This is a genomic window from Micromonospora sp. D75, assembly GCF_018070405.1.
GTDB lineage: Bacteria > Actinomycetota > Actinomycetes > Mycobacteriales > Micromonosporaceae > Micromonospora > Micromonospora chalcea.
Genome location: NZ_JAGPXV010000557.1, coordinates 1 through 4003, shown reverse-complemented (window position 1 = coordinate 4003; position 4003 = coordinate 1). Strand labels below are relative to the sequence as shown.

At 70.8% G+C, this 4003-nt stretch carries 6 protein-coding genes; 3 read left to right on the top strand and 3 right to left on the bottom strand.

The features are described from left to right. The 3 genes from KBX39_RS25345 to KBX39_RS25335 form a co-directional block, all read right to left on the bottom strand. Positions 1–976: Clp protease N-terminal domain-containing protein (locus tag KBX39_RS25345; protein ID WP_210872857.1), on the bottom strand; the 976-nt coding region annotated here is incomplete at its 3' end. Positions 977–1135: 159 nt separating this feature from the next. Continuing rightward, complete coding sequence (locus KBX39_RS25340) at positions 1136–1390, bottom strand: hypothetical protein (protein WP_104113392.1); 255 nt, start codon at positions 1388–1390, stop codon at positions 1136–1138. Then, on the bottom strand, positions 1387–1692 hold the full coding sequence (locus KBX39_RS25335; RefSeq protein WP_210872858.1) for a DivIVA domain-containing protein: 306 nt from the start codon (positions 1690–1692) through the stop codon (positions 1387–1389). The genes KBX39_RS25340 and KBX39_RS25335 overlap by 4 nt, the downstream gene beginning before the upstream one ends. Positions 1693–1956: 264 nt before the next feature. Here KBX39_RS25335 and KBX39_RS25330 point away from each other — a divergent pair, with 264 nt between their 5' ends. From KBX39_RS25330 to KBX39_RS25320, 3 genes are all read left to right on the top strand, one after another. After that, a complete protein-coding gene (locus tag KBX39_RS25330) occupies positions 1957–2187 on the top strand; it encodes a winged helix-turn-helix domain-containing protein (RefSeq protein ID WP_043327577.1) in 231 nt (76 codons plus the stop codon). A gap of 68 nt (positions 2188–2255) precedes the next feature. After that, the gene (locus tag KBX39_RS25325) at positions 2256–2756 is read left to right on the top strand and encodes a cation:proton antiporter regulatory subunit (protein WP_064447962.1); all 501 of its coding nucleotides are present in this window, start codon (positions 2256–2258) and stop codon (positions 2754–2756) included. A 5-nt stretch (positions 2757–2761) separates the two neighbouring features. Next, complete coding sequence (locus KBX39_RS25320) at positions 2762–3979, top strand: cation:proton antiporter (RefSeq protein ID WP_043327579.1); 1218 nt, start codon at positions 2762–2764, stop codon at positions 3977–3979. Positions 3980–4003 lie beyond the last annotated feature (24 nt).

Sequence of the window (4003 nt, the reverse complement as noted above, 5' to 3'; positions counted from 1 at the left end):
TCCGCTCCCCGTACTCGGCGCGGGTGGTCGCACCGACCATGCGCAGCTCACCGCGGGCGAGCATGGGCTTCAGCATGGTCCCGGCGTCCATGGCGGAGTCCCCGCCGGCGCCCGCCCCCACCACGGTGTGCAGCTCGTCGATGAAGGTGATGACCTGGCCGTCGGAGTTCTTGATCTCCTCCAGCACGGACTTCAGCCGCTCCTCGAACTGGCCGCGGTACGACGCGCCGGCGACCATCGCGCCGAGGTCGAGCGAGACCAGCTTCTTGTCCCGCAGCGACTCCGGCACGTCGCCGGCCACGATCCGCTGGGCCAGGCCCTCCACGATCGCGGTCTTGCCGACGCCCGGCTCGCCGATCAGCACCGGGTTGTTCTTGGTACGCCGGGACAGCACCTGGATCACCCGGCGGATCTCCGAGTCCCGGCCGATCACCGGGTCGATCTTGCCGTCGCGGGCGCTGGCGGTGAGGTCCACGCCGTACTTGGCCAGGGCCTGGTAGGTCTGCTCCGGGTCGGCGGTGGTGACCCGCCGGTCCCCGCCCCGGACGGTCGGGAACGCGGCGACCAGGTTCTCCTCGGTGGCGCCCGAGTTCTTCAGCGCGACCGAGACCGCGCCGCCGACCCGGGCCAGCCCGGCCAGCAGGTGCTCGGTGGAGGTGTACTCGTCGCCCAGCGGCCGCGCGATCTGCTCGGCGGCGCCGATGGCGTTGACGAACTCGCGGGCCAGCGTCGGCTCGGCGATGCTCGACCCGCGGGCGGCGGGCAGCGCGTCGACCGACCGCTGGGCGACGCGGCGCAGCTCGGCGGGGTCGGCCCCGACGGCGCGCAGCAGGCCCGCGGCGGTCGAGCCCTCGGTGTCCAGCAGTGACAGCAGCAGGTGCCAGGGCTCCACGGTGGCGTGACCGCGCTGGTTCGCCAGCGCGACGGCACCGGTGATGGCCTCGCGGCTCTTGGTGGTGAGACGTTCCGTGTTCATGGGCTCCCCCGGATCGGCGTGTCCACTGGACATGACACAACCAGAGTTGAGTCTATTCCGCTCAACTCCACTCCTGTGACCTGAGTCACCCTCCGGCGGCGAGGCCGGGTAGATCTTGGTACGAAACGGCCCTCATAGGGGCCCTTTCGTACCAAGATCTCATCGACGCGGGAGGCGCGTAAGGCAAGGGGTCTCGTGGTCGGCGCGCAGCACGCAACGCCGGCCGCCGTCCAGCTTGCGGTCGCAGAAAACCCAATGGCGTACGGCCTGGTCGTCCTCCGTCGACACGGTGATCCCGCCCAACTCCACCACCGCGAGGAACGCCAACGACCGGCCGGCCGTGCGACCGAGCATCTTCGCCCGGGCCAGATCCGCCGCGCGCACCGGCAGATGGATCACGTACCGCCCGGTCACGGCCGCCCGGCCAGGTCGCGCATTGAGGGAGCCTGACGGGACTGCCACTCGCGCAACGCGCCCTTGATCCGCGCCGTCTCCTCACGGCTCCGGGCGACTTCGGCGTACGCGGCGGCGAGGTCCCCGGCCACGCGGTCGAGGAACGCGGCGACCTCGGCCGGGTCCAGCCCCCGGCGGCGCGTCGCGAAGCGGCGGCCCCGCACCTGCCAGGGCCGGAGCGGAAGGTACGACGCGGAGCGGTACGCGGCGCCCGGCGCGGAGTCGGGCGGGCGCGCGTTCCGCCGATTCGGGCGTATTCGCAGGAGATTGCGCACGACACTGTCCCTTCTTCCAGGCCAAGGAGACGGGTAAGGCGACACGACTGGCCGCGCACGACCAGTCGCGCCGACCACGGGTGCCAACCGGAGGGCCGGTTTGCCTACCAGGCGTTCCGCCGAGGGCATCCGCACGAGCAACATACAATGCAAAGCATTGCATGACAAGGAGTGAGCATGCTTAGCACGCGAAGTGTTGGCTGACCGGTCTGACTCGTGGGAAGATCTTGGGGCCTACCAGGAGTTGCCGCCATGCCCCGAGTTTCAGACCGTCAGAGAATCGCGCAGGACATCAGAGACAAGATCGCTTCGGGCGAGTACGGCCCCGGCGACAAACTCCCCTCCCTGCGTGAACTGATCGCGCACTACCAAGTGTCCGCAGAGCCGGTCCGGTCGGCGCTGTTGATCCTTCAGGCCGAAGGTCTCGTCGAGGGGCACCAGGGCAAGGGCACCTACGTAACCGGTCGGGACGAGACCCCCTGATCGCACGATGACGGGCGATCGATCGACCCCGGACGCAGCAGGTGCGCGCCCGGAGTAGCCTCACCCGCGTGCGAGTACGTGTCGAACAGACCGCCCTGCCGGGTATCGGCGTACGTCATGACCTGATGACGGAGTCCGGCCGCCGGCTCGGTGTGGTCTCCCACCGCAATGGCCGTCGCGACCTGGTCCTCTACGACCCGGAAGATCCCGACTCCTGTCAGCACGACATCCCCCTGACGGACGACGAGGCGGAGGCGCTCGCCGACATCCTCGGCGCGTCGCTGATGCTGGGTCAGCTCTCCGGGCTGCGCGAGCAGGCCGCCGGGCTGCTGACCGAGCAGATCGCCATTCCGGCCGGCTCGAAGTACGTCGGCAAGCGGCTGGGTGACACCAAGGCCCGGACCCGGACCAGCGCGTCGATCGTCGCCGTGCTGCGTCAGGGCACGGTGAACGTCTCGCCGGATCCCACTTTCCGGTTCGAAGCCGGCGACGTGGTCGTCGTGGTCGGTACCCGCCAGGGGCTCGACGGCGTGACCGCGATCCTCGCCGAGACCGACCCGGACGTCTGACGCGTATGCACGAAACCACAATCCTGCTCATCGAGGTCGGTGCGCTGCTGCTCCTGCTCGGCCTGCTCGGCCGGCTGAGCCGTCGCGTCGGTGTCTCGCCCATCCCGCTCTACCTGCTCGCCGGCCTGGCGTTCGGGCACGGTGGCCTGCTGCCGCTCAACGCCAGCGAGGAGTTCTTCGCCGTCGGCGCCGAGATCGGCGTGATCCTGCTGCTGGTCATGCTCGGCCTGGAGTACAGCGCCAACGAACTGGTGGGCAACCTCCGCTCGGCCGCGCCGGCCGGTCTGATCGACGCGGTGCTCAACGCGCTGCCCGGCTTCGGGTTCGCGCTGCTGCTCGGGTGGGGCTGGGTCGCCGCAGTGGTGCTCGGAGGCGTCACCTGGGTGTCGTCCTCGGGCGTGATCGCCAAGGTGCTCGGCGACCTGGGCCGGGTCGGTAACCGGGAGACGCCGGTGATCCTCTCCGTCCTGGTGATCGAGGACCTGGCGATGGCCCTCTACCTGCCGCTGGTCACCGCGCTGCTCGCCGGGGTCGGCCTGATGAAGGGCGGCATCGCGCTCGCCATCGCGGTGTTCACCGTCGTCGTGGTGCTGGCCGTGGCGATCCGGTACGGCCACTTGATCTCCGCCGCGCTCTCCGCCAAGGACCCGGAGGCGCTCCTGCTCGGGGTGCTCGGCCTGACCCTGCTGGTCGCCGGTATCGCGGCCAAACTCCAGGTCTCCGCCGCTGTCGGCGCGTTCCTGGTCGGCATCGCGTTGTCCGGGCCGGTGGCGCACCACGCCACCGAACTGCTCTCCCCGCTGCGGGATCTCTTCGCCGCTGTCTTCTTCGTGTTCTTCGGGCTGGTCACCAACCCGCTGGACATGCCGCCGGTGCTGCTGCCGGCGCTGGTGCTGGCAGTGGTCACCATGGCGACGAAGGTGGCCACCGGCTACCTGGCCGCCCGCCGGGCGGGGATCGCCGAGCCCGGTCGCTGGCGGGCCGGCCTGGCGCTGACCCCGCGCGGCGAGTTCTCCATCGTCATCGCCGGACTGGCCGTCGCGGCCGCCTACCCGGTGAACCCGAAGCTGGCGGCGCTCGCCACCGCGTACGTGTTGATCACGGTGGTGACCGGGCCGCTGCTCGCCCGGCTGCCCGACACCCAGTGGTTCAAGCAGTGGCTGCGCTCCCGCGCCGCCGCCGCCCGTGCGGCAGCGGCGTTGCCCGCGCCGACCGGGGACTGACCCGCGCCGGGGCCGCCCCGCCCC

Bases quoted from the DNA above. Each gene is read 5' to 3' on its own strand.
- KBX39_RS25320 (WP_043327579.1), top strand. From the start codon at position 2,762: ATGCACGAAACCACAATCCTGCTCATCGAGGTCGGTGCGCTGCTGCTC.
- KBX39_RS25330 (WP_043327577.1), top strand. From the start codon at position 1,957: ATGCCCCGAGTTTCAGACCGTCAGAGAATCGCGCAGGACATCAGAGAC.